The 23,662-nt window shown below is 63.9% G+C and carries 19 protein-coding genes and 2 tRNA genes; 11 read left to right on the top strand and 10 right to left on the bottom strand.

What is annotated here, in order from left to right:
- Positions 1-43: 43 nt before the first annotated feature.
- Entirely contained in the window at positions 44-1,216 is a 1,173-nt protein-coding gene (locus ACYQ0R_RS06210; RefSeq protein ID WP_459821673.1) for a pyridoxal-phosphate-dependent aminotransferase family protein, read from the bottom strand.
- 116 nt (positions 1,217-1,332) lie between these two features.
- A tRNA-Lys gene (locus ACYQ0R_RS06205) sits at positions 1,333-1,406 on the bottom strand.
- 256 nt (positions 1,407-1,662) lie between these two features.
- On the opposite strand from ACYQ0R_RS06205, the gene ACYQ0R_RS06200 reads away from it, so the two are divergent.
- The 4 genes from ACYQ0R_RS06200 to ACYQ0R_RS06185 all read left to right on the top strand — a co-directional run bounded on the left by ACYQ0R_RS06200 (position 1,663) and on the right by ACYQ0R_RS06185 (position 7,573).
- Positions 1,663-2,700, top strand: a complete 1,038-nt coding sequence (locus ACYQ0R_RS06200) for a TAXI family TRAP transporter solute-binding subunit (protein ID WP_459821671.1) — start codon at positions 1,663-1,665, stop codon at positions 2,698-2,700.
- Between the two features lies 1 nt (position 2,701).
- Positions 2,702-3,235 carry a DUF1850 domain-containing protein gene (locus ACYQ0R_RS06195; RefSeq protein WP_459821669.1) on the top strand — a complete coding sequence of 178 codons (534 nt, stop codon included), beginning with the start codon at positions 2,702-2,704 and terminating at the stop codon, positions 3,233-3,235.
- 13 nt (positions 3,236-3,248) lie between these two features.
- Positions 3,249-5,960, top strand: a complete 2,712-nt coding sequence (locus tag ACYQ0R_RS06190; protein WP_459821668.1) for a TRAP transporter permease — start codon at positions 3,249-3,251, stop codon at positions 5,958-5,960.
- 152 nt (positions 5,961-6,112) lie between these two features.
- A complete protein-coding gene (locus ACYQ0R_RS06185) occupies positions 6,113-7,573 on the top strand; it encodes a DHH family phosphoesterase (RefSeq protein ID WP_459821667.1) in 1,461 nt (486 codons plus the stop codon).
- A 46-nt stretch (positions 7,574-7,619) separates the two neighbouring features.
- On the opposite strand, the gene ACYQ0R_RS06180 is transcribed toward ACYQ0R_RS06185, so the two are convergent.
- From ACYQ0R_RS06180 to ggt, 3 genes are all read right to left on the bottom strand, one after another.
- Positions 7,620-8,231: a MogA/MoaB family molybdenum cofactor biosynthesis protein gene (locus ACYQ0R_RS06180; RefSeq protein ID WP_459821666.1), complete on the bottom strand. Its 612-nt coding sequence runs from the start codon at positions 8,229-8,231 to the stop codon at positions 7,620-7,622.
- Between the two features lie 93 nt (positions 8,232-8,324).
- On the bottom strand, positions 8,325-8,738 hold the full coding sequence (locus ACYQ0R_RS06175; protein WP_459821664.1) for a DUF7124 domain-containing protein: 414 nt from the start codon (positions 8,736-8,738) through the stop codon (positions 8,325-8,327).
- 131 nt (positions 8,739-8,869) lie between these two features.
- A complete protein-coding gene (ggt, locus tag ACYQ0R_RS06170) occupies positions 8,870-10,498 on the bottom strand; it encodes a gamma-glutamyltransferase (protein ID WP_459821663.1) in 1,629 nt (542 codons plus the stop codon).
- Between the two features lie 104 nt (positions 10,499-10,602).
- Between ggt and ACYQ0R_RS06165 the strand changes: the two genes are divergently transcribed.
- Both ACYQ0R_RS06165 and truA read left to right on the top strand, forming a co-directional pair.
- Entirely contained in the window at positions 10,603-11,049 is a 447-nt protein-coding gene (locus ACYQ0R_RS06165) for a universal stress protein (protein WP_459821661.1), read from the top strand.
- Complete coding sequence (truA, locus tag ACYQ0R_RS06160) at positions 11,049-11,939, top strand: tRNA pseudouridine(38-40) synthase TruA (RefSeq protein WP_459821659.1); 891 nt, start codon at positions 11,049-11,051, stop codon at positions 11,937-11,939. The genes ACYQ0R_RS06165 and truA overlap by 1 nt, the downstream gene beginning before the upstream one ends.
- A gap of 7 nt (positions 11,940-11,946) precedes the next feature.
- Here the strand turns inward: truA and ACYQ0R_RS06155 are convergent, their stop codons facing one another.
- Together ACYQ0R_RS06155 and ACYQ0R_RS06150 are read right to left on the bottom strand one after the other, a co-directional pair.
- A complete protein-coding gene (locus tag ACYQ0R_RS06155; protein ID WP_459821657.1) occupies positions 11,947-12,498 on the bottom strand; it encodes an Rrf2 family transcriptional regulator in 552 nt (183 codons plus the stop codon).
- Between the two features lie 329 nt (positions 12,499-12,827).
- A complete protein-coding gene (locus tag ACYQ0R_RS06150) occupies positions 12,828-14,228 on the bottom strand; it encodes a M28 family peptidase (protein WP_459821655.1) in 1,401 nt (466 codons plus the stop codon).
- A gap of 103 nt (positions 14,229-14,331) precedes the next feature.
- On the opposite strand from ACYQ0R_RS06150, the gene ACYQ0R_RS06145 reads away from it, so the two are divergent.
- From ACYQ0R_RS06145 to ahbB, 3 genes are all read left to right on the top strand, one after another.
- Positions 14,332-14,402: transfer RNA gene (locus ACYQ0R_RS06145), tRNA-Gly, on the top strand.
- Between the two features lie 86 nt (positions 14,403-14,488).
- Complete coding sequence (locus ACYQ0R_RS06140) at positions 14,489-14,749, top strand: PRC-barrel domain-containing protein (RefSeq protein ID WP_459821653.1); 261 nt, start codon at positions 14,489-14,491, stop codon at positions 14,747-14,749.
- 330 nt (positions 14,750-15,079) lie between these two features.
- Complete coding sequence (ahbB, locus tag ACYQ0R_RS06135) at positions 15,080-16,186, top strand: siroheme decarboxylase subunit beta (protein WP_459821651.1); 1,107 nt, start codon at positions 15,080-15,082, stop codon at positions 16,184-16,186.
- A gap of 68 nt (positions 16,187-16,254) precedes the next feature.
- Here ahbB and ACYQ0R_RS06130 read toward each other — a convergent pair whose 3' ends face one another.
- From ACYQ0R_RS06130 to ACYQ0R_RS06120, 3 genes are all read right to left on the bottom strand, one after another.
- Complete coding sequence (locus ACYQ0R_RS06130; protein ID WP_459821649.1) at positions 16,255-17,046, bottom strand: LolA family protein; 792 nt, start codon at positions 17,044-17,046, stop codon at positions 16,255-16,257.
- A 55-nt stretch (positions 17,047-17,101) separates the two neighbouring features.
- A complete protein-coding gene (locus tag ACYQ0R_RS06125) occupies positions 17,102-18,829 on the bottom strand; it encodes an aldehyde ferredoxin oxidoreductase C-terminal domain-containing protein (RefSeq protein WP_459821648.1) in 1,728 nt (575 codons plus the stop codon).
- Positions 18,830-18,897: 68 nt separating this feature from the next.
- Positions 18,898-20,388, bottom strand: coding sequence for a cobyrinic acid a,c-diamide synthase CobB (locus ACYQ0R_RS06120; RefSeq protein ID WP_459821646.1), 1,491 nt, complete (start codon positions 20,386-20,388; stop codon positions 18,898-18,900).
- 155 nt (positions 20,389-20,543) lie between these two features.
- Here ACYQ0R_RS06120 and ACYQ0R_RS06115 point away from each other — a divergent pair, with 155 nt between their 5' ends.
- Together ACYQ0R_RS06115 and ACYQ0R_RS06110 are read left to right on the top strand one after the other, a co-directional pair.
- The gene (locus ACYQ0R_RS06115) at positions 20,544-21,365 is read left to right on the top strand and encodes a DUF7839 domain-containing protein (protein WP_459821644.1); all 822 of its coding nucleotides are present in this window, start codon (positions 20,544-20,546) and stop codon (positions 21,363-21,365) included.
- Between the two features lie 158 nt (positions 21,366-21,523).
- Entirely contained in the window at positions 21,524-23,626 is a 2,103-nt protein-coding gene (locus ACYQ0R_RS06110) for an ATP-binding protein (RefSeq protein WP_459821642.1), read from the top strand.
- Positions 23,627-23,662 lie beyond the last annotated feature (36 nt).

Genomic DNA, 23,662 nt, shown 5'->3' with positions numbered 1-23,662 from the left:
GGTGGTTTGCCGAGCGACTCTTTCTCGGTGGTTTGCCGAGCGACTATCCTTCGAAGTCCTGTTCGGCCAGCGCTTCCTCGAGCACCGCGAGCAGGAACTCCACGTTGTTCGGTCGGGCGGAGTAGCCCATACAGCCGATCCGCCAGATGTCGCCGGCCAGATCACCGAGCCCGGACGCGATCTCGAGGTCGTACTCCGCGAGCAGGTAGTCGATAACCGCGGCGTCGTCGACGCCGTCGGGCACGCGGACGGCGTTCAGACTCGGCAGCCAGTACTCATCCGGCGCGTTCATCTCGAGACCGAGCTCCTGCAGCCCCGATTTCAACCCGCCGGCGACGGTGCGATGGCGTTCCCATCGGTTCTCGATCCCTTCCTCGGCGACGAGCCGAAGCGCCTCGCGGATCGCGTACACGTTCGTGATCGGCGCGGTGTGATGGTACGCACGCTCGTCGCCCCAGTACCCCTCGAGCAGCGAGAGGTCGAGATACCACGACCGTGGCTCCTCCTCGCGGTCGAGCACCTTGTCCATCGCACGATCGTTGAGCGTGAGCGGGCTCGCGCCCGGCGGACAGGAGAGACACTTCTGGGGACCGGAGTACGCCACGTCGATACCCCACTCGTCGACTCGTAGCTCGACGCCGCCGAGCGACGTAACGCTGTCCGCGATCACGTACGCGTCGTGGTCGTGAGCGATCGACGTGAGCGCCGGGACGTCCGGCTGGAGCACCCCTGTCGACGTCTCAGCGTGAACGAACCCGAACACGTCCGGCTGATGTTCGTCGAAGGCCGCCTCGACGTCCGCGGGATCGAGCGGCTCGCCCCACGGCGCATCCACTTCGACGACGTCGCCGCCTGCCCGGCGTGCCATCGACGCCATCCGCCCGCCGAAGTACCCGTTCGTCGGGACGAGCATCGTGTCGCCGGGCTCGACGAGATTGCCGATTGCCGCTTCCATCGACGCTGATCCGGTGCCTGAAACCGGAATCGTCCACTGGTTGTCCGTGCGGAACGTGTACCGCATCAGCTCCTGCACCTCGTTCATGATCTCGACGAACGAGGGGTCCAGATGGCCGACGAGCGGCGTACTCATCGCCTTCAACACGCGTGGATGAACGTCGCTCGGTCCGGGACCCATGAGCGTTCGGTCCGGTGGTGTCAGCTCACCGACATCAGGTGCTTCCTCGGCGGGTGTCGACAGCTCTGCTGTGTCACTCATACGTTCTCCTACCGAATCGATCATGAAAAACACGGCGGAAGCCGAACCGACGGGTTATTTTTTCCTGGCGATTCGTCGTCACTCGGCGATTCGTCGTCACTCGGCAATTCGTGGAACGGGCCGGGAGGGAGTTGAACCCCCGACCGACGGATTAAGAGTCCGTCGCTCTCCCTAACTGAGCTACCGGCCCCCACGAAATCCTACCGTGGTCATCCTAAAAGGCCTTTTCATTCGACGGATCCATTTTCGTGTCTTTCATCTGACATATAACCAGAATCGGAGCGGATCAGGGACATGAAAAATGGACGCTGTACTCGTCTTATGTGATCGTGTTACAAACTACCAGTGTCTTTCCGTATCATACATCCATGAAAGTGTTTCTTTCAACCGTGGTTGTCCGTGCATATGAGAAACCGTTATACCTATTCGACACCAATTTATGTTGTATGCAAGACAACCCAATTGACGGACGCATCGACCGACGAAAGCTCCTGAAAGGGACGGCTGCGCTCGGCCTCGTCGGGATCGCCGGCTGTGCCGACGATGAGCCGGACGACACCGGCGATGATGACGCCGGAGACGACGCCGGAGACGACGCCGGAGACGAGGACGCCGGTGACGAGGGGACGGTCATTCGCTGGCACGCCGGCGGCACCGGCGGAACGTACTTCCCGCTGTCCGGCGAACTCGAGGGGATCCTCGAGGACGTTACGCCACACGCCGTCGAGGTATCCTCGACGGGCGCGTCCGTCGAGAACGTCGGGAGTCTCGGCAACGGTGACGCCGACTTCGCGTTGATACAGAACGACATCGCGTACTTCGCACGCAACGGAACCGGTCTCGAGGCGTTCGAAGGCGCGCCGATCGAGAATCTCCGTGGCGTCGCGACGCTGTACCCCGAGACGATCCACATCATCACCGACCCCGACTCCGAGATCGAGTCGCTCGCCGACCTCGAGGGTGCCGCCGTTAACACCGGCGACCTCGGCTCCGGTACGCAGGTGAACGCGCTGCAGATCCTCGAGTCCGTCGCGGGGCTGACCCCCGACGACTTCGACGAGCAGAACACCGACTTCACGCAGGCGGCCGACCAGATCCGTGACGGCGACGTCGACGCCGCGTTCGTCGTCGGCGGCTGGCCAGTCGGTGCCGTCGAAGAGCTCGCGACCACGGCAGACATCGAGATCCTGAGTCTCTCCGAGGAAGAGCGCGAGGCCGCTCGGGCCGACGCCTCCTGGTTCGCCGACGATACCATCCCGGCCGGAACGTACGAGGGCGTCGACGAGGACGTCGACACCGTCTCCGTGCAGGCGATGATCGCCACGCGGGAGGAGTACGACGCCGACATCGTCGAGGAGGTCAGCGAGGCTATCTTCGAGAACGTCGACCGGCTGTCGATCAAAACGGAGTTCATCAGCTTCGAGTCGGCACAGGACGGAATGTCGATCGAACTCCACGAAGGCGCGGCCCGCTACTTCGAGTAGCGTGGCTCCCCGGTCGCGAGCATCGACTGAGATCGCCCCGGTCGTCGTCGTCGGTGGACTGCTCGTGACCGCGATGATCGCCGTTTGTATGCTGGGCGTTCCGAACCCGCTAGCGACCGATCCGATGTCGGAGACCGAGACGGCTCTCGTCGTGACGGACGAAACCGGCGAAGAGATCGTCGTTACGCCCGTTGGGCCGGACACCGAGATCGTCATCGAGTACACGCACAGCGTCGAGCGAACGCTCGTTCGTGACGTGTACGTAGCCGAAAACGGGACGCTCGTGATGATACGGATGGAGTTCAGCTCGTTCGGCGCGGGACTCCCCTCGGAGGCGGATGTCGTGGTGGACGAAGGACGATACGTATATCACCCGCCCCGAACTGAGTATGAGACACTGCGTGTCATGACCGGCCCGATCGCTGACCACGACCTAGTCGTCGGCGACGACCGGTACGACCTCGCGGGGATCACGGACGGCGGTCCCGTCGAACTGACGGTCGCCGAGCGGGCGAGGTCGACGACTGTCGACTGAACGAGGATCTATCGTGACAACACCGAGCCCACAGAGCGCGTCGGCACCGGACCCGGAAGCCGAAGCCGCAGCCGAGGACGTCTTCGAAGAGATCGACAAGCGACGCGACCTCCGCGGTGCCGCCGTGGTCGCCGTTGCAACCGTGGGAATCCTCTTTTCGGCGTTCCAGCTGTGGATCGCCGCTCGTGGTTTCGTCTTCGAATTCACGATACCAGGGTTCGAGACGATGCGTCTCGGGGCGCTCGCACAGCTCCAGATCCGCGCTATCCACGTCAACTTCGCGCTCGTGCTCGCGTTTCTGCTGTTTCCGGGATCGACCGGAAACGGCGCGATAACCGGCCGGCTCGCGGCCGTACCGCCGCTCGTTCACGATCGCGTCGGTGGGACGGTGGCGAACGTAGTTACACGTGCACACGATTGGATCCGGTGGCTGTTCGTCGACGAGTCATCGGACCGCGTGACACCGTCCGACCTCGTACTAATCTGGCTATCGACGCTTCCCACGCTCTACTACGTCACTCGATACGAAGAAGTGACGAACGTGGTGCGAATCCGTGGTCTCCGCGGAGCGGGCACGGTGGGCGAGGTGTACCCGTGGCTCGCGCCGATCGAGTTCGGTCCCCTGGTGGAGTATCCGGTCGCCTATCTGATGGGCGTGCTCGCGATTTTGCTCGTGCTGGAGGCGACGCGGCGAGCGCTTGGACTGCTGCTCACGCTTTTGGTCACCGTCTTCCTGTTGTACGCGAAGTATGGCTACCTGATCCCGCGTGACGTCACTGGACTTGGAACGTTCGCGACCTCCGAACTTCGCTGGGACCAGATCGTACAGAACCTCTGGTACACCGTCGAAGGGATCCTCGGCGTTCCGGTCGGCGTCTCGGTACGGTTCATCTACATCTTCATTCTCTTCGGCGCGTTTCTCGAGATGTCCGGTGCGGGCAAGTGGTTCATCGATCTGGCATACTCCGTCACCGGCACGCGGAAAGGTGGCCCGGCGAAGGCGAGCGTCGTCTCCTCCGGATTCATGGGGATGCTCTCGGGCTCGTCGGTCGCCAACACCGTGACGACCGGCGCGCTCACGATTCCCCTTATGAAACGCTCCGGCTACTCGCCGGAGTTCTCCGGGGCCGTCGAGTCGTCGGTCTCCTCGGGCGGACAGATACTCCCGCCGGTGATGGGGGCGGCCGCGTTCCTCATCGTGGAGTACACGGCAACCCCGTTCGCCGAGGTCGTCATCGCGGCGACGCTTCCCGCGATCGCGTTCTTCTTCGGGATGTGGGTGATGGTCCACTTCGAGGCCGCAAAGGAGGGGATCGGCGGGCTCAACCGAACTGAACTGCTCGACATCGGCCCGCATATGCGCCGCGGATGGTTCTACCTCGTGCCGCTCGGCCTGCTGTTGTACTACCTCGTTATCGCTCGACTGTCGGTCGGCCGTGCCGGCTGGCTCACGATCGCGGCGACGATCGCGCTCATCGCGATGGTCGCGGCGTACAACGAGCGCACCGGACCGTATCTCGTCGGCGGGATCGCAGCCGGCTTCGTCGCGTACGCAGTGTCGCTGTTTTATACGGGAGCGACGCCGGTCGGCCTGCTGTACGGAGAGGGGACCGCGGGGCTCGCCGCTTCCGAGGCGCTCCGCGAAGCGATAGCCTCCCTCCCGTCGGTCGTAACCGCGGTCAGCGTGTTGTTCTTGATCGCTGATCCCCGGGGCGACGCGCCGCTTCTGGAGTTGGACGACAGCGTCGAGACCGCCGCCGAGGCGGTCGACGAACGTCTCGGACGCAGCGTTGCCGACTCCCGAACCGGCCGGTTCGCATCGTTCGTGCTGAAGGCGATGGACAACGGCGCTCGCACCGCGACGATCGTCGTCATCGCGGTCGCCGCCGCCGGGATCATTCCGGGCGTCATTGGGATCACCGGGCTCGGCGGAAGCCTTCGCGCGCTCATTCTCGACGTGAGCGGCGGCTCCCTGGTGTTGCTCCTGATCCTCGCGGGGATCGCCTCCGTCGTCGTGGGGATGGGAATGCCGACCACCGTGATGTACATCATCATCGTCGTGCTGCTTGGTCCCGTGCTGCCGGAGTTCGGAATCGCGATCCTCGCGGTCCACCTGTTCGTCCTGTATCTCGGCTTGATGGCCGACGTGACGCCGCCGGTGATGGTCGCGGCGTACGCCGCGGCCGGAGTCGCAAAGTCGGATCCGTTCGAAACCGGAAAGAAGGCGTTCCTACTGTCGCTCAACAAGATTCTCGTTCCGTTCGCGTTCGTGTTCGCTCCGGGGATCCTTCTCCTCCGCCCCGGCGATGACGGTGCCGCGATCCTGACGGCGGCCGACATCGCGGATCTCGGGTTTTTCCTTCCGGAAGTGGTCGCACCCGTCGTCGCGACGTTCGCCGGCGTGTACGCGCTCGGCGTCGCGATCATCGGCTATTACCACACCCACGTCAGACGAGGGTCACGTGCGTCGCTGATCGCGGCCGCGGTCTTCCTTTCCGTCCCGGGAATGGTGCTTTTACCCGCCGGAACGGCACTCGGACTCCTCGGGCTCGACCTCACGCTTCACACGCTGACGAACGATCTGCTTTTGCGTGCCGTCGGCGCGATCATGCTCGTCGTGGCGCTCGTCAGAAACCGCCGTCGGACCGCCGTCCCCCCGGACGAGTCGAACGAAGGAGAGCGCGGCGAAACCGCGGAACGGTCGGTGAACACCGTCGGGGAGTAGTTCGGCGAACTCACCTCGAGTACCGCTCAGGGTAGTTCGAGAAACCCGTCGCGAAGACCGTCGCGTAGCCGTCGACGGTCTCGGAGACGGCACGTCCGCGCCGCTCGTAGAGAACACACCCGTTAAGTAGCGTCCGCCGGAGATCACTACCAATGAGCGGGGTACGCGGTTCGGCACGAACGCGATACGCGATACTCGGCTGTGGAAGCGTCGGCCACGCCGTCGCCGAGGAGCTGACCGACCGGGGCAAGGACGTGCTCATTCTCGACCAGGACGAAAGTCGCGTCGAAGCGCTTCGCGACCAGGATCTCAACGCGCAGGTACAGGATATCGCGGATCCGGCAGTCGTCGATGCGCTCGGCGACCGGGATATCATCCTCGTGTTGGCTTCGGACGTTGAAGCCAACAAGGCCGCGGTTTCGGCCGTCCGAGACACCGGTGGCGACCACTATATCGTCGTCAGAGCGTCGGACCCAGTGAGCGAGGACGAACTACGCGACCGCGGCGCGGACGTCGTGATCAACCCGTCGACGGTGATCGCTGATAGCGCGCTGCAGTCGTTAGAAACCGGCGAACTGGAGTATATGGCGCGACAGCTCGCCGAGATCATCGAGGGGACGCAGGGGCGCATGGCGATCCTGACACACGACAATCCGGAGCCGGACTCCATCGCGTCCGCGACTGCGCTTCAGGCGATCGCCGAAGCGTTCGACGTCGACGCCGACATCCTCTATGCGGGCGACGTGGGACACCAGGAGAACCGTGCGTTCGTCAATCTTCTCGGGATCGATCTCCTCGGTCGGGGGGAGGCTCCGGAGCTCTCGGAGTACGAGACGATCGCCGCCGTCGACATCGCGAAATCCGGCGACGAGGAGTCGAGCATCGACGCCGATATCGACGTGTACGTCGACCATCTCGAGGCCGACTCGGAGATCGATGCTCGATTCGTTGACGTCCGAACGAACGTCTCGTCGACCTCCACGATCCTCACGAAGTACCTCCAGGAGTTCGACCTGTCCCCGTCCGAGGCGGTGGCGACCGCGTTGTTGTACGGGATCCGTGCCGAGACGCTCGATTTTAAACGCGACACGACTCCTGCCGATCTCACGGCGGCCGCGTATCTCCACCCGTTCGCGAATCATGACACGTTAGAGCAGGTGGAGTCGCCGTCGATGTCGCCGGAGACGCTCGACGTGCTCGCCGAGGCGATCCAGAACCGGCAGGTGCAAGGGAGTCACCTCTTTTCGACCGCCGGATTCATTCGCGACCGCGAAGCGCTCGCGCAAGCGGCACAACACCTGCTCAATCTGGAGGGGATCACGACGACCGCCGTGTTGGGGATCGCCGACGATCGGATCTTCCTCGCGGCGCGCTCGAAGGATATCCGGCTCAACATCGGAAACGTGTTACAGGAGGCGTTCGCCGAGATGGGCGATGCGGCCGGCCATTCGACGCAAGGCTCCGTCGAGATTCCACTGGGTATCTTCACCGGGATCGAAACCAGCGACGAGAACCGCGACACCCTGCTCCAACTCACCGAGGAGGCCGTCCGCCGGAAACTGTTCGCCGCGATGGGCGTCGAAGGCGGCAACGAGGGGACGAACGGGTCGTGATCCCGTCGGCACGTGACCCGCCGAGTTGACCGGACGTTGTCGGCTATCAGCCGCCATCGGAGTCGTCGTGCTCGGAACCGTTCTCGTCTCGGCTCGCCAGCCCGACGAGGTGACCGATCGTCGGGAGGATCATTTCCTCGACGCCGAGACGAACGGCACTCGTCGAGCCGGGGAGACAGAACACGGGCGTCCCTTCGACGATGCCGGCGGTCGCTCGGGACCCGATCGCGCGGGTGCCGATCTCCTCGTGTGAGCGTCGGCGGAACAGCTCGCCGAACCCGGGGAGCTCCTTGGCAAACAGTCCGGCCGTCGCCTCCGGCGTCACATCGTCGGGCGTAACGCCCGTGCCGCCGGTCGTCACGACGACGTCGGTGTCCCGTCTGCGGGCGAGCCGGTCGACGGTACCCTGAACGCTGTCGAACTCGTCGGGGATCAGCTCACGAACGACGACCTCGTGACCCGCCGTCTCGAACAGTTCGACGATCCGATCGCCGGAAGGATCCTCGTCCGTGCTCCGGGATGAGGTCACCGTGACGACGGCCACCGCAACCGTGTCGACATCGTGGTGATGGTGTCCGTGGTCGTGGTCAGTTCCGTGGTCGTGGTCAGTTCCGTGGTCGTGGTCCCCACCAGCATCGGGAGTGTGCGGATCGCTCATACCACTCGGTTCGTGTGCGCTCGAAAAAAACCCCGCAGTCGCTCTCGGGAGGGGCGCCCACGCAGTTCCGTCAAGCGCGTCGGTCCGAGCCGGCTACGGCCAGTCGTCTCGCGACGACTCCGCGACCTGCTCGTCGTCTTCGTCGTCCGACAGCTCCCAGCCGGCGGCTTCAGCCGCGTCCTCGACGTGGAGGAACTCCCAGTCGGTCTCCTCGGCGAGTGCTTTGTCGCCGTCGTCAGTGCCGACGAGCACGTGGCGATCGGTGTCGAACTGTCCCTTGATGTTCTCGAGACTCTCTTTTACGCCCCGAGGACCGGAAAAGAAGTCCTGCCTGACTCGGTGTTTACGCGTGAAGTTAGTGACGACGTACGTTGGCTTCTCGCTGACGACGCCGACGTACTCCGTCCACTGTCTGGCACCGTTGAACACCGCGTTCGGGTCGGCGAGCGACTGGAGCGCCTCCAACTCGAACGCGAGCGTCATGTCCGTAGATCCGCCACTGTCCATACCGATGGGTTCAGCGTCCCGCGCGAAAACAACTTCGTTTCGGCTCTCTCGAGTGGTGGCGTGCTCCACACCAGTGGCGGCGCGTCTCGTGTCGGGACTTCTGCGCGTACGTCAGTACCCCTGCGCGTGCGTCAGTACCCTTGCGCGTTTCCGTCCTTCCGCGGCTCCGTCGCCGCCGAGAGCACGCCGTTCTCGTTGCGGACGATCTGTGCGCCGCCGAACATCCCGGGCGAGAGCGTCCGGACGTCGTGGTCCTTTCGGACGAGCTTGGCGGCGATGTCGTCGTTGAAGTGAGGCTCCAGCGCGAGCGTACCGTCCTCGCGATAGCGCCAGCGCGGCTCGTCGAGCGCCCGCTGTAACGGCATCCCGTAGTCGACGACGTTGGAGATCGTCTGCAGGTGCCCCTGTGGCTGCATATACCCGCCCATCACGCCGAAGGCGGCCCAGTCGTCCTCCGCGAGCTCGACGAGCCCGGGTATCAGCGTGTGGAACGGCCGTTTTCCCGGCTCGATCCGGTTCGGATGCTCCGGATCCAGTGAGAACGAGGCACCCCGGTTCTGTAGGGCGATCCCCGTGTCGCCGGCGACGACGCCGGAGCCGAAGCCGGCGAACCGCGAGTTGATGTACGAGACGACGTTCCCCTCGTCGTCAGCCACCGTCAACAGCACGGTGTCCGCGTCCTCCGCGTTGGCGTTCGGAACGCCGAAACTCACGTCATGGTTCGCCGCCGGCCCGACCGCCGACGCGCGCGTTTTCGCCCACTCCGTCGATGAAAGCGGGGGATGGTCCTCGTACTCCGGATCCGTGATGTACCGGTGACCGTCATGAAACGCCAGCTTCATCGCCTCAGCGAGGTAGTGGACCCGTTCTGCGGAGTCGTGAGCGTAGTCGCCGACGCCGAGCTCGGACGCGATGTTAAGCGCCTCAAGCGCGATCAATCCCTGATTGTTCGGGGGAAGCTCGTACACCTCCGCGCCGTTGTACGTCGTCGAAACGGGGTCGGGCCACTCGACCTCGAAGTCGGCGAGGTCGTCGACCGTCATCAAGCCGCCCGACGACTGAACCGCCGAGGCTATCGCTTCCGCAATCTCGCCTTCGTAGACGATATCCGCACCGTGTTCGGCGATCAGCTCCATAGACCGACCGAGCTTCGGAAGCGTCACGTGCTGGCCGACGCTCGGGGACTCGCCGTCGAACAGAAACGCCTCGCGGGCGTGGTCGCTCTCGAACAGCTCCTCACCGTGTTCCCACTGGGCGGCGACGACTTCGCTCACCGGATACCCCTCAGTCGCGTACCGGATCGCTGGACCGAGCAGTCGGTCGAGACCGAACTCACCGAATCGGTCCGCGGTGGCTTCCCAGCCACGAGCCGTCCCCGGGACGGTGACCGCGTGCGCACCCGTCCACGGCATCTCCACCTCTTCAGGGTCGTCGACGTCGGTGTTCTCGTCGTCGGCCACCGCGTTCCGGACGGTCTCGATCGTCGCGTCCGCCGGCGCGCCGCCGCAGGCTCGCATCGCACCGACATCGCCGTCGGCCGTTTTATACAGTGCGAACACGTCGCCGCCGAGTCCCGTCGACGTCGGCTCGACGACGTTGAGCGCGGCAGCAGTCGCGACCGCGGCATCGAACGCGTTCCCGCCGTCTCGGAGCACTTCGATGCCTGCCTCCCCAGCGAGCGGCTGGCTCGTCGCAACGACGCCCCGCTGTCCGTACACCGTCGCCCGACGAGAGGTAAATCGATCCAGATCCGGATGCATACCCTGCGTTGATTCCCGCCCCTGATAAACGGCGACCCAAACGTATCCGGCGGTCGCTTCGCATGGCCGGCACCGTTTTGCGGGCCGCAGATGAATCGTCGGATATGTACGACCGGATCCTCTTACCCGTCGCACCCGGCGGGCGAACGAGCGGTGCGATCCCCCACGTCCGGAGTCTCGCCGACCGATACGACGCGACGGTTCACGTCGTCGCCGCAGTCGACATCGTCGAACACACTCTCAGCGGCCCACGACTGGGAGCGCTCGCGGGACGCGTCGAGTCAGGTGCTCGCGAACGCGTGGAGGAAGTGACTGCGGAGTTGGAAGCGGCGAGGATCGACGTCGTCGCGGACGTGATCCACGGTGAACCGCTACGAGTCATCGACAACGCCATTTCGGACGACGACATCGACATCGTCGTGATGCCGACGCACTCCCGAAGCGGGCTCCAGCGCGTGCTGCTTGGCAGCGTGACTGAAAAAACCGTCCGAACCGCACCCGTTCCCGTTCTCACAGTCCCGATCCAAGACGGCGACGAAGACGAGCAGTGATGCGAGCGTTTCGCGTGGCGTACGACGGTCGGGAGTTCGCCGGCTTCCAGCGCCAGCCCCGAGCGTCCACCGTCGAGGGGACCCTGCTCGAAGCGCTTGCGGAGCACGGGCACCTCCAGCGAGGTGATGGACCGACCCACGCGACGCCGTCACGCTACGCGGCCGCCGGCCGCACCGACGCGGGCGTCTCCGCCGTCGCACAGACCGTCTCCTTCGAGGCCCCGGAGTGGTTGACCCCCCGTGCGTTCAACGGGCAGCTTCCGGGATCGATCCGCGTCTGGGCAGCAGCGGACGTCCCCGAGCGGTTTCATGCGACACACGACGCGATCCGGCGGACGTACCGCTACTTCCTGTACGCACCTCGGGATCGAACCCCGTCCAGTTCCACGGAGCGCGGCCACGACCGCGAGCGAACCGGCCTGACCGTCGATGACGACCGAGTGTACGACGCGCTGGCCCGTCTCTCGGGCACCCACGACGTGCGGAACCTCACGAGCGATGACGAGGGCACCGAACGGAGGATACGCGCGACTGCGACTCGGAAGGGTGCGTTTCTCGTGATCGAGGTGTCGGCCGGAGGATTCCCGCGGGCGTTCGTCAGGCGACTGGTGCGGCTGGTCCGGATGGTCGGAACGGGAACCGCGGAGCCATCCTTCGTCGATCGAGTGCTCGATCCGGAGCCGCTTCCGGGAGACCAAGGCGTCGGTCCCGCCCCCCCGGAGCCGCTCGTGTTGTGGGACGTCAAGTACGAGGACGTGTCCTTCGCAGTCGACGACGAGGCGGCCACAAGCGCACTCGACGCGTTCGGGGAGCGGTATCGTACCGCCAGACGCTCGGCTGCCGTGACCGATGCGATCCTCGGTCGGATCGAAGACCGCGTGTGCGAGTGATCTGCGGTCAGTCGGCAGCCGCAGTCGTCCCGGAGCCGTTTACCTCGGGCGTCGACATATCCCGGATCGCAACGACGATGGTGTTCTCCACGACGTTCACGGCGTCAACGACGCCCTCGACGCGGAGTCCGGCGTTCGGCGTCGGACCGACCTCTATCTCGTCGCCCGCGTCGAACTCGCGGACCGACCCTTGCATCACGATCTCCGCGCGGCAGCGATCCGGATCGAGCACGGTCGTGAGGTCGATCTCCTCGACGTTGACGCCCGTGACTGACTCACCGTCCTGCTCGACGGGGACACGTGCTGGGTCCTCCATCCGCTCGATGTCGAGCGTCTCGTACGCCTCGACCGTCGGTTTGTACCCGCCTTTCGGCCCGGGGACGCCCTCGACGAGCTGGAGCGCCCGGAGCGTCTGCATCTGGTTCCGTATCGTCCCCGGGTTGCGGTCGATCTCGGCCGCGATCTCTTTGCTTTGCACCACCGGTTCCCCCTGTTCCGCGAGGTTTACCAGTGACGAGAGAATTCGTTTTTGACTCGGGCTCAGCTGAAGCGACGACATGCGTACTGATTACTTCCTGATCGATTTGTATAAACGTTTTCTCTAAAGACCTTATACAGTCTTATTAAATAGTTTTTTACCTTTGAGCTGCAAGTTTGTATACATATTATCGCTATAACTAAAAATTCGTTTAGTCAGAGTGGCCTCAGAGACCCTCGCATCGAGCAACTGATCGACTCATCAAACCGATACGGTTTCGACCGGTCTCACGGCTGGGAAGAACGGTCGAGTGACGATGAGAAGTCGTGCCGTGAGAGATCACAACGTGTTCGGACCGGCGTCGACGGGCGTGGTTTAGTTAAAAGGGCAACCGGGATCGAACCGCGACGCTACTGCCAGTCGGGCGGCCACAGGTCGGCCGCCCGCATTCCGGTCTCGAACTCGGCGTCGCGGAACGCGTCCGCGAGCTCCGCCGTATCGAGACGCGGAAGCTCGCGGGCGTCGTCGGCAAGTTCGGCGACGAGCAGCGCGGTTATCATCGCGTGTTCGCGGACGTTACGGTCGTCGACCTTATCGCGAGTGTCGGCGTGCGTGTGTCCCCACCCCCGACCCCGCTCGCCGGAATCGCTGTGAAGCTGAAGCGTCGGCACGCCCCGACGGACGAACGGCCACTGGTCGGAGAACGGATGCGGCTCCGGCTCAACGTCGATCGGCTGGCGCGTGGCCGAGGCGACCTCGTCGGCGACGGTCGCGGTCGCCTCGGACGCGTGTGCCAATGCGACCAACTCGCGAAACCGCCCCGCGCCGTCGACGTTGACGACGCTGCGCACGCGTTCAAGATCGGTCGTCTCCGCGAGTCGTTCGGCTCCGAGTAGCCCGATCTCCTCGCAGCCGACCGCGACGACGTCGACGCCGAAATCGAGGTCGGCTTCCGTCAGGATCCCCGCCGCAGCGACCACCGTCGCGATCCCGCAGCCGTTGTCGAGCGCGCCCTCGGCGATATCGTGGCCGTCGTAGTGGGCAACGAGCAGCACGCGGTCGTCGGTGTCGGGGCCGAGGCGGCCGATGACGTTCCGGCTCTCACCGGACTGGGTCGTCGCGTCGACATCGAGCGCCATTCGGCCGACGTGTCCGGTCGTGTTGGTCGCGTACTCGCGGAGCCACGCACCCGTCTCCTTCGAGACGCCGACCGCGACGGCGTCGGCCTCACCGCCGAACGTCAGCGATCCGGTCGGCGGAAGCTGTCCGTCGATGTGGTTGACGAACACGAAGCCGGCTGCACCCTGCTCGACCGCGTAGCCGAACTTCTCCATCCGATGGATGAACCGGGAGCCCGAGGGAGTCGTGGTTGATGCAACGGCGATCCGTCCGTCGACTTCCTCCCCGTCGATCTCATCGGGGGTGCCGTAGCCGACGTCGACGAACTCTCGCTCGACGGTTCCCGCGGGCGAGTACGGGAGCGCCAGCGCCTCGAACTGGCGGGTCGTCGTCGAGCCGTCGCGAGCGGGCGTTTCGACGCGGAGCGCCGTCTCGCCACGCTCCCATGCCGGCACCTCGAACGGGTCCGTATGGACCGCCGCCAGCCCCGCACGCTCGAAGGCGTCGCGGACCAGGTCGGCAGCCCGGCGCTCACCCTCGCTGCCGCCCATCCGACTGCCGAGCGCGGTGAGCTCCGTCAGAAACTGCCACGGCTCATCGTCGATCCAGGTACGTCCGAGCGCAGGTGCGAGACGATCAAGCCGCCGGTGAAGTCGACGCGATCGGTCGTCTCTCGCCGCGTGTTTTGCCATATCCGTCGGTTCGGTGGCGTCGGCTTAAGAGTGTGGAAGCCGGTGACACGCACGGGAACAAGCGCTACGTTCAAGTGCGGTCGTCGGATACGTTGAGACGCGAGCGCCGTTGGTCCAGTGGTAGGACAGTGGCTTCCCAAGCCACTAGCCCGGGTTCAATTCCCGGACGGCGCATTTTCTGAACGGACGTGAGGGTGCTCACAGAGGAGTCCCGTCGTCTCACCTCCAAATTTTATAATTCAGGACGCAGATAAGCCGCTATGGATCAGGTCCTCGCTTCCTCCCTCAGCGGCTACAGCGTCATGACTACGACCGGATCGGAGCTGGGCGTGCTGGAGAACATCTCCGTCGATCTGGACACCGGGGAGCTCCAGCATCTCCGTGTCGATCCAAACGGGCAAGACACCGGCGGATACCAGCTGAATGAGGACGGACAGCTGCTCGTCCCTGCCGAAGCGGTCTCCGCGAAAAACGACTATCTCCTCGTCGAACCTGCGGCTCCTAACGGCTCGTCGGTGTGAACTCGAAGCCGCACGCCGGACATACGTGGGACCCTTCGCTCGTCGACGGCACGACGCTGAGCTCGCAGTTTACACACCAGCGGCGTCGCTCGTCCGATTCACCTGGCGTATCGTGAGTCATGACAACCGTTCATCCCAGCCCGACGGCTTTGCTCTTATGCCGCCCAGAAGGAATTTCTGTACGGTACTTATCTCGATATTGGTTGATATAAATTGATCGTGGGCCTCAGCTTAAAATATCTCCAAAAATCATGTTAAAATTGTCGTATAAATCCAGTCCTGCGCTCGCTGTCGGACAACACCTTTTGAATTCGACGCCGTACTGCCGATATGGATACGCACCGCGCGGAGTGGCGTTCCGGTCTCGACGAGGTCGACGCGGCCCTGCTCGACGAGCACCAAGGCGGGTTTCCGGTCCGTGAAGCGCCGTTCGACGTTTTAGCCGAGGAGCTGGGAACCGATCCGGGTGACGTGCTCGATCGGCTCCGAACGCACGCCGACGCCGGTATCGTCCGACGAGTCGGCCCGGTACTCGATCCGTCCGTGATCGGATCCTCCGTGTTAGCGGGACTGTCCGTTCCGGAAGAACAGTTCTACGAGGTTGCAAAGATCGTAAACGAGTATCCGCAGGTCAGTCACAACTATCGTCGAGACCATGAGTGGAACATGTGGTTCGTTCTCGCGGCACAGTCCCGCGAAAGGCGGGACGAACTCCTCGAGGAGATAGCGGACCGATCCGATCTGGAACCGCTGGTGCTTCCGAAGCGACGGGAGTACTGTCTCGACCTGCAGTTTCCGATCGTATCGGACTCCCGTTCCCGGAAACCCGCCGCAGTCTCCGACAGCTCGGGGCCGACCAGTGACGCGGAGGAACGAATCGACACGAACCCCGATCGGCGACGATCCGAACCGGAAACCAGCCGGGAGCTCTCGATGCTCGATCGGACGGTGTTGGAAGCGATCCAGGAGGGGTTCCCGCTTACGGAGACGCCGTACAGAGATCTCGCGGACGACCTCGAGGTCGACGTGGCATCCCTGCTGTCGAGCATCGAGGGGTTGCTGGCGGACGGGTACATCAAGCGACTCGGAGTCATCGTCAGCCACCGAAGCGCGGGATTCCGGAGCAACTGCATGGTCGTCTGGAACGTCCCCGACGAGGAACTCGACCGGATCGGCGAATACGCCGGCTCCCGGCCGTACGTAACGAAATGCTACTACAGGCCACGGCGGCCGGAGCGTGGCTGGGAGTACAACCTGTTTACGATGATTCACGGACGCGACCCGGATCGCGTGGACGAATGGATCGAGGAGCTTGCGGAATCAATCGACGCCCCATACCAACGGCTCGACACGACGGAGAAGCTAAAACAGACGGGAACCCGGTACGGAGCTTTGCTCGCCGACCGACCCGAAGCGGATCGGGCTGATGAAAGCTGACCCCCGTTATGGCAGCGAGGCGTTCGGGAGCGAAGTCCGGACACGAAGCGTTGGCGACACCGAACCGATCAGTCCCACTCTTGGACCGTCGCGTTCGCCGGGGGATCAAACACGAAGCGATCATCCTCGATGGCCGTATTGAACGTCACCGTCTCGAACCGCTCGGTCATCTCGTACCTGTCGCCGGTCGGATCTTCGACCACGAGACGTTCCTGTAGCGGGTACCGATACTCGGCGTCGATCCAGACCGTCTGCTCGACGACGGTCAGCTCCTCCGCAGGGTCGACCGTCTCGACGGCGTAGAGGATGAGTTCGCTGTCCCCGATGAACAGAGAGATGCCAGTCTCCGCGGTCTCGGGTTTCGCCTCGATGTCGAGCACGTGCGCCTCCCGGTCGGCGATCGTCCGGGTTCCGCGGTAGGTGAGGTCGTAGTACTCGAGCTGTCGTTCCGCCTGTTGTGCCCGGGCCTCACGGACGGCATCGTTCTCGTACGGCGCGTCCGCTTCGTAGGCGGTCACCACGTCGGCGCTCGGATCATACGACCACGAACCCGTCGCGTTCGAGACGTACTGGGTGCCCTCTCTTTGGGGCACATCCGAATCGAGCACCTCGCTGCGGTACGTAACGTACGGGCGCTCGGTTACCTCGATGCGTTCGGTACGCGTGTCGTTTCCACCGGAGACCGCGGTCGTCCGCTCGCCGTGGACGACCTCGAGGTCGTCATCGTGAACGAACGCCGCCTCGAAAAGCTCCTCAGGGTCGGGATCGTCACACACGCCAATCCCGATGGCAGTACAGCCGGCGGGTACAGCGACGACTGCAAGGAGACCGACCACGACCGCGAGGAGACGGGGGTACACCACACCAATCGTTTGCGTCGGCTCGAATAAATCTTACTGGGAGTTCGCACTTTTTTTAATCGTCCGCTTGGGTGCCGTTGTCCCCATCGAGACCGGCGGCGACGGTGTCGATTCGATCTTCGGGAATCGTGCCGTCCTCTCGGAGACCCCGGGCGTCGTAGTACTCGCGGATCGCCGCCTCGAGGTCGGGTATCTCGTAAGGAAGCCGGTCGTCGGTGGCGTCCTTGCCGCGTCGGTTGTTGAAGTGGCGCTCGCGTTCGATCGTCTCCGCACCGATCGCGAGCAGATCCTCGTACGGGCGGTCGAGAAGAGTCGCGAGGCGGTCGTCCGTGACGTAGTCGCCGGCGAACGCACAGACGATCGCGGAGTCGCGGATCGCGTTTCGGTTCTCCAGATCGACGAGCAGGTCGGCCTTCCCGAGCGTTCCCTGCGGGTCGATCTCACCGTTGTACTCCGGACTGAGCATCCCCGCATACATGTGGTCGCCGCCGCGGTTCGCCACCGCGTACGACAGCCCCTGTCCGTGGAGCACGCGACCGTCGTGTGCCGCGAACTCCATGCCCTTCACGGTGTAGTCGTCGACACCGAGCGTCTCGTGGGCTCGATGCACCCCCTCGGCGAGAAGGTCGGCAAGAGTGTCTCCATCCTCCCGGTAGGCGATCCGATCAGTGACCTCGCGCGCGAGCTCCGCGTTACCGAACTCGTCCTCGCTTTTTAAGTACGCCGCGACGGTGACGCCAGCCGAGATCGTGTCCATGCCGAGCGTGTCACACAGCTCGTTCGCCTTCATCACGTCGACGATGTCGCCGACACCTTGGCTTGAGCCAAACGCGTACACGGTCTCGAACTCAGGCCCTTCCGTCTCTACACCCTCAGTTTCGTCCCTCGTCGGGAGCTTACAGGCGTACGCACACTGCGAGCACGTCTCTTTTTTATACTTCTTCGCTTCGACCGCGTTGCCGCCGATGTCGGCCGCGTGTTCGAACTCGTACTCCTCGAAGTAGCGAGTGGGTAACGAGAAGTTCGCGTTGATCGACTCGGTGTTGTTCGTCGTGCCCTGTCGCTTCATGAGGTCGTCCGACGTCGCTGCCTCGCGATGGATCTCCGTCGCCGGCGGGTCGGGGATCTCGAACTCGGCCGGCCCGTCCTCGTCGGTCGCGGGATGAGTGTCGCCCTCGAACGTGATCGCTTTGAGGTTCTTCGACCCCAGCACCGCGCCGAGACCACCCCGACCGAACGCCCGGGAGTCGAACGTCATCACGGAAGCGAATCTGACAAGATTCTCACCCGCCGGACCGATCGCGACGCAGTTTTCGGGACCGAGCCCGCGGGTGTCGGCGACATGGTCGGACACCTCCGGCACGGTCGACTCGGCGAGTTCGGGAACGGCCTCGAACTCGACGCCGTCGTCGGTGATGTGTGCGATGAGCAGCTCGTCACTGTCGCCGACGACCTCCAGCGTCGAGATCCCCGTCTTGGCGAACTCACGGGAGAGATAGCCGCCGGCGTTGGTGGAGACGAGACCGTCGGTGAGCGGTGAAAGCCCGGTCATCGACATGCGACCGGTAAACGAGGTCGTCGAGAGCTGGAGCGGTCCGGTCGCGAGATACACGCGGTTCGTCGGCCCGAACGGATCGGCGTCGAACGGAATGCGGTCGTGAGCGAGCGCCGTCGCGACGCCCCGACCGCCGATGTATCGTTCGAGCACGTCGTCGATATCGGTTCGAGTCGCCGTGTGCTCGGAAACGTCGATCGTGAGCAGCGGTCCCTCGGCGTGGAGCATGGCGGAGGTTGCGAGCGGAGCGGTTTAGCTCTGGTCCCGACCGGCGAGCCGATATGGGGCCCGCTCGACTACCGGCCGGTCGCGTACTCCCGTGCCGCCTCGACCAATCGGTCGAACGCCCCGCTTGCCGCGTGGCGATGGGCGTACGTCCCGACGGTTCGATGCACGCGAAGCCCGTCGTGGCTACCGTCAATGCCGTCCCCACGGTCGACCTCGAACGCGAATCGAGCGTCCGTCTCGGTGTCAACGGTACCGTCCATCGACGATCCCACGTCGGCGGACGATCCTACATCGGTCGACGACCCGACGGTGTGGCTTGAATAGTGGAACTCGTGTCCGCGATGTCGCTCGCCGGCGCTCGCGGTGACGCCGTCGTCGACCGCACGGAGCTCGACGTGGTCGAGCGCCTGATACCGGTCGTGCATCTCGACGTGGCCCGGCAACACGCCAGCCATGGCGTAGGCGTCGCCGTCCACCGTCGTGAGTGATTCCGAGAGCGCCATCAACCCGCCACACTCCCCGAGAATCGGTAGCCCGTCGGCCGCGCGCGTCGCGAGCCCAGAGAGCGCCGACGAGTCCGAGATCCGTTCGGGATGATTTTCCGGATACCCCCCGGGGAGGTACGCCGCGTCACAGTCGGGGAGTTCGTCGCCGGCCATCGGTGAGAACGTGACGACGGTCGCGAGTTCGCGAAGTCGCTCTCGCGTCGCAGGGTAGATGAACCGAAACGCGTCATCGAGCGCGACCGCGACGGTGGGTGTGGCGGCCGTAGACTCCGTGACAGTGCCGGAAGCCGTCGACCCCGTGACGGTGCCGGAAGCCGTTGACTCCGACCCGGGGCGAGCGACCGACCGAGCAAGCCGACCGATCGCGTCGCCGTCGACGGACGCTGCGGCCTCGGCGACTGCCGCGTCCGGAACGGGACTCTCCTCGCCCATGTGGAGGCCGAGGTGACGGTCGGGGATCTCGAGGTCGTCGATCGGCGGAACTCGTCCGAGCCACTCGATCTCCTCTGGAAGCGACTTGCGGATACCTTCTGCGTGGCGACCCCCGTGTGCACGAGAGGCCACGACGCCGACAACGTCAATGGCCGGATCGTCGAGGTCGCCTGCGACGGACTCCGGAAGCGCCGCCTGGGATGCGTATTCGCGGAACCCCAGCGCGGTCGCACCGACGCTTTCCATGCCGGCACGAGCGTCGACGACCAGTACCACCGGCACGTCCAGTGCGGCGGCGGTGGCGGCCGTCGAGGTTGCCGTTCCGTCGTACAGTCCCATCATCCCCTCCACGACCGCGAGACACTCACTGCGATCAGTCCCTGCGTCGTCAGCGGCGCGGTAGAGAGTCCGTCGAACGCCGTCGACCCCCTGCATCCACGTGTCGAGCGTTCGAGACGGCCTATCGAGGACGACGGCGTGGTGGCTCGGATCGATGTAGTCCGGACCGGCCTTCGCGGGGACTGGTTCGTATCCGGCTTCCTTGACCGCAAACGAGACTGCGAGCGTGGCGATCGTTTTTCCGGTCCCGGACGCCGTTCCGCCGATGACGATACCCTTCATATCTCCTGATGCGGGCGAAGTGGGATAAGTGATGCCCGTCCTCGGAGATGGTAATCGGTGGCCATCGCCACAGGGGCACACCCCGTGCCTTCGGGAACCACGGCGTCGTTCGCTGGAAACCAAATATATTTGTCTTCAACACCAATGGGATTGATATGAGCCGCGACGAGGCGACCGCACCACGGTTGTTGGATAACAAGCGAGATGCGACTCGGTATCGCGTGCTCGTGGAGATCGCCGACCGACAGCCGGCCGTGAGCCAAGCCGAGATCGCGGACGCCCTCGGTGTCACCTCACAGGCCGTAAGCGACTACGTTCGGAGTCTCGTCGAGGACGGCTATGCGGAGAAACTCGCACGAGGACGATACCAAGTGACCAAGGAGGGAGTCGACTGGCTGATCACGCGCACGGACGGGCTATCCGAGTATCTGTCCCGTGTCACGGACGGCGTGCTCGGAAGCGTCGACGTCGACGCCGCGATCGCGACCGCTCCCGTCAGTGGAGGGGACGAAGTTGGATTAACGATGCGGAACGGCGTCCTCCATGCGGTTCCGAAAGCCGAGCTGGATGACGTTGCTGCGAGCGCCGTCGCCGTAACGGAGGGGACTGCCCACGAGGCGATCGGCGTCACCGAGTTTGAGGGCGTCGTCGACTACGATCCCGGGGTAGTGACTGTTCTGTCCGTGCCCGCCGTGACCGACGACGTGCCACCGGATCCGGTGACGGTCGGCTCGTTCGTCTCCGAGAGTGATATCCTCGCCGTCGCCGGAACCGAAGCGTATGCGGCGGCGTTGAATGCGGATATGAAGCCGGATATCCGGTTCGGGACCGTCGACGCCGTCTCCGAGGCAGCACTCCGCGGACTTGATGTCGTGCTGATCGCCTCCACGGATGAGCTGTCCCGACATACGACGCGTCTACGAGAGGACGGCGTACGGTACGAAGTGAGAGAACCGCGAGATGAAGACGCCAAGTGAGACCTCACACGCAGGCGCATGAATAGCTGGTAGCAGGCGCATGGATACCTCGCGAGCAGACGAGCGGCTTGCTATAGGGGATATCCACACTCGGATGGGGAGATTTTCCGACTGCCGGAGTGGACGAGTTTTTACCACGCAAGAGTCTTTGAGAAGACGTGTTGGAAGTACTGTCTACCCCGATCGGCGCGGCCTATACTGCGGTGTTTTTCGCAAGTGGGCTCGCTTGTCTGCTTCTTATCCCGCGGGCGAGGACGTTCGACGATCCGGAGATACGGGCAGGGCTGGTCTGGCTGTTAGCGACCACCGGAGCGTGGGGCGTTTTAAAAACGGCGTTTCTACTTCTTCCGACTCCGTTGCGCGGACCGAGCTATATCCTCGGACTCGTCGCGGGGTTCGCCACGGTGTGGGCGTGGCTATACTTTTGTTCCGCGTACACCGGCAGAAGCTTCCACCGTGATCGGACGCTCCGCCAAGTTGGGGCCGCAACGTTACTCGCAGTCGTAACCGCCAAGCTCACCAACCCATTACACGGGTTATACTTCACCAGCAGCGAAGCGACATCACCGTTCCCACATCTATCCATCGACCACGGGCTTCTCCACTGGAGCGCGACCGGCCTCTCCTACGTGCTTGCTGCGGTCGGACTGTACATGGTCTTCGAGCTGTATTTCCGCTCGGAGTACGACACACGGCCGCTCGGCGGGCTAGCGGTGTTACTCGGCCTCCCCATTATATTCGACATCATTGCCGTTTCAACACCGAGGCTTATCAACTTCATCTACGCCCCGATCGGCGTCGCCATCTTCGCGACCGGCGTACTCTTCATCTTCCGGGAGCGACTCTTGGCGGTTAGAACTGCATTACCGGGCGGTTCTGCGTCGATCTACCTCGACGACGACCAACGAATCAGGGATACATCGACTGCAGCAACGGAGCTCTTTCCGGTGCTTGAACGCGCGACCGGTGAACCTCTCGCCGAGGTGCTCCCCGAACTCGCAGCGTTTCTGGACAGCGACGAATCGGTCCTCGAACTGCAGGACAACGACAGCTCACGCCCCGAACGGGAGGGCACCGACGACTCACGTTACTATTTCGTCGAGAGCAATCCAGTCGGACTGACGGATGCCGCGACACGAGTAGTTACGTTCACGGACGTGACCAGGCTGGAACGGAAACGACGACAGTTGCGACGGCGGGAGCGCGAACTTGACGAGCAGAACGAGCTGTATCGAGCGGTTCTAGCCGCAAGTTTTGATTTCGTCTTCCGAACGGACCCTGATGGGTATCTGACGTTCGTCTCCCCGTCGGTCGAGGACGTACTGGGATACGCCGCGGAGGAGCTCGTCGACGAGCCAGTCGACACGCTGGCTCCGACCGACGAGATCGGTGAACAGATTCGTAAGTACTCCAACGATGTGTTACAGGGCGAGTCGTTGCAGATCCGTGAACTCCAGCTGGAACACCGCGATGGGAAGGACGTGTACGCGGACGTCCGAGTCGTCCCCATCTATGACCCGAGTGTGCCGGAGGCAGAACGGACGACCGAAGACATCGTCGGTGCACAGGGGATGATTCACGAGACGACGGATAGACACCGGCGTGAAGGGCTCATCAGCGTCATCAATCGCGTGTTACGACACAACGTCCGAAATAAACTCACGGTTATCAACGGGTATGCCGAGATGCTGTCGACTGATCTTGAGGGACAGGCAGCGGCGAACGCCGATCGGATCGTCGAAACGGCCGATCGACTGCTCGACCTGACTGAGTCGGCACGGAAGATCGAACAGGCACGCGACCAGTCGCCGGAGTTGGAGTCTCACGACATCATCCCAATACTCGAGGAGACGGTCACGCGAATCGAAGAGCAGTATCCAACCGTGTCGATTGCGACCGACACGCCGGAGTCGGCAGTGGTGCTGACACTCCCACGGGTGGAAACCGCCTTCTTCGAACTCCTCGATAATGCTGCAAAACACGGCGGTGACGCACCGTCGATCACGGTGGATGTACGTGTAGGTGCTGAACTGGTCGCAGTCACAGTACGGGACGATGGACCTGGACTCCCAGAGAATGAACGAGAGGTGCTCGAAGCTGGAGTGGAGGATCCACTCGCCCATGGAAGCGGACTTGGCCTATGGCTAGCCTACTGGATCGTCACGACGATGGACGGCGATGTCACGGTCGTGGACACGGACGGTGGTACGGCAGTCGAACTCACTCTCCCGAAAGCGGGCACCCAACGCGAGGACGGATAGACGAGCGATCTCTCCAGACCCCGACCGGAGAAGCGG

It is taken from the genome of Halorubrum luteum, from assembly GCF_054652935.1.
The sequence above is the reverse complement of the archived record's forward strand: the minus strand, read 5'-3'. Positions and strand labels throughout refer to the sequence as shown.

Excerpts from the sequence above, each read along its gene's own strand:
- ACYQ0R_RS06210 (WP_459821673.1), bottom strand. The coding sequence starts at position 1,216 with ATGAGTGACACAGCAGAGCTGTCGACACCCGCCGAGGAAGCACCTGAT.
- ACYQ0R_RS06200 (WP_459821671.1), top strand. The coding sequence starts at position 1,663 with ATGCAAGACAACCCAATTGACGGACGCATCGACCGACGAAAGCTCCTG.
- ACYQ0R_RS06185 (WP_459821667.1), top strand. The coding sequence starts at position 6,113 with ATGAGCGGGGTACGCGGTTCGGCACGAACGCGATACGCGATACTCGGC.
- ACYQ0R_RS06180 (WP_459821666.1), bottom strand. The coding sequence starts at position 8,231 with ATGAGCGATCCGCACACTCCCGATGCTGGTGGGGACCACGACCACGGA.
- ACYQ0R_RS06175 (WP_459821664.1), bottom strand. The coding sequence starts at position 8,738 with ATGGACAGTGGCGGATCTACGGACATGACGCTCGCGTTCGAGTTGGAG.
- ggt (WP_459821663.1), bottom strand. The coding sequence starts at position 10,498 with ATGCATCCGGATCTGGATCGATTTACCTCTCGTCGGGCGACGGTGTAC.
- ACYQ0R_RS06165 (WP_459821661.1), top strand. The coding sequence starts at position 10,603 with ATGTACGACCGGATCCTCTTACCCGTCGCACCCGGCGGGCGAACGAGC.
- truA (WP_459821659.1), top strand. The coding sequence starts at position 11,049 with ATGCGAGCGTTTCGCGTGGCGTACGACGGTCGGGAGTTCGCCGGCTTC.
- ACYQ0R_RS06155 (WP_459821657.1), bottom strand. The coding sequence starts at position 12,498 with ATGTCGTCGCTTCAGCTGAGCCCGAGTCAAAAACGAATTCTCTCGTCA.
- ACYQ0R_RS06150 (WP_459821655.1), bottom strand. The coding sequence starts at position 14,228 with ATGGCAAAACACGCGGCGAGAGACGACCGATCGCGTCGACTTCACCGG.
- ACYQ0R_RS06140 (WP_459821653.1), top strand. The coding sequence starts at position 14,489 with ATGGATCAGGTCCTCGCTTCCTCCCTCAGCGGCTACAGCGTCATGACT.
- ahbB (WP_459821651.1), top strand. The coding sequence starts at position 15,080 with ATGGATACGCACCGCGCGGAGTGGCGTTCCGGTCTCGACGAGGTCGAC.
- ACYQ0R_RS06125 (WP_459821648.1), bottom strand. The coding sequence starts at position 18,829 with ATGCTCCACGCCGAGGGACCGCTGCTCACGATCGACGTTTCCGAGCAC.
- ACYQ0R_RS06120 (WP_459821646.1), bottom strand. The coding sequence starts at position 20,388 with ATGAAGGGTATCGTCATCGGCGGAACGGCGTCCGGGACCGGAAAAACG.
- ACYQ0R_RS06115 (WP_459821644.1), top strand. The coding sequence starts at position 20,544 with ATGAGCCGCGACGAGGCGACCGCACCACGGTTGTTGGATAACAAGCGA.